Source organism: Martelella alba (genome assembly GCF_006516955.1).
Lineage (GTDB): Bacteria > Pseudomonadota > Alphaproteobacteria > Rhizobiales > Rhizobiaceae > Martelella > Martelella alba.
The window spans coordinates 1-640 of record NZ_VHLG01000054.1; the positions used below are offsets into that span (position 1 = coordinate 1).

General features: G+C 60.3%; 2 protein-coding genes. Both read left to right on the top strand.

The annotated features are described in order from the left end of the window. Nucleotides 1–236, top strand: a 236-nt coding sequence (locus tag FJU08_RS22945; protein ID WP_181410010.1) for a hypothetical protein, incomplete at its 5' end; no start/stop codon positions are given. Further along, the gene (locus tag FJU08_RS22630; RefSeq protein ID WP_141151302.1) at nt 229–582 is read left to right on the top strand and encodes a hypothetical protein; all 354 of its coding nucleotides are present in this window, start codon (nt 229–231) and stop codon (nt 580–582) included. The genes FJU08_RS22945 and FJU08_RS22630, both read left to right, overlap by 8 nt. Nucleotides 583–640: the final 58 nt, after the last annotated feature.

Here is a 640-nt window from a genome sequence, read left to right on the forward strand (position 1 = left end):
ATCGTATCCGCGCGGTGATCCGCAGAAACGGAACCTCACTGAGCATGTCTTTCAATGGTCTAGCCATTGCCAGCGCCACGCTTTCGGCTGCAATGCCGGTTCTTTCTGTGTCACGTTTCGGGGCACTGATTGCCGGCAGCGGCAGCACGCTTGACCTGCGCCTCAATGAATTTGGCCTCTGGCCGGATGCGATGAGCGATTCCGAACTTGTGGCACGGGGGACGATCAATGCGTGACGTCTGGCTGAAATTCGATGATCAAACCGCCGCCCTTGCCGCACTGGCAACGGCCGGGATTGTTCCCGTTGCCGATGAGGCGGGCAACTCGGCGCTACCAAGCAAATCCCGGCTTGCAGACGGCACACGCTTCGGCCTGTCGATCTGCGGGCAGGGGACTGGCACGATTTATGAGCCGACCGGCGACATGGTCACCGGGACTGATGAAGACGGCAACACCGTCGAAACCGAGGGCCGGGCGCCGGTACTCGGCTATCATATCAATATGCGCTTTGACGGCGCAGTGCCGGCAGGCCTTGCCGCTTACGACATTGCACCGCAAACCCCGGCCGAGCGCTTCGCCTGAGGCGAGAACATGCGTTCTTATCTCTGATCTGGCGCATGTAAACGTGACCAATCCGGCA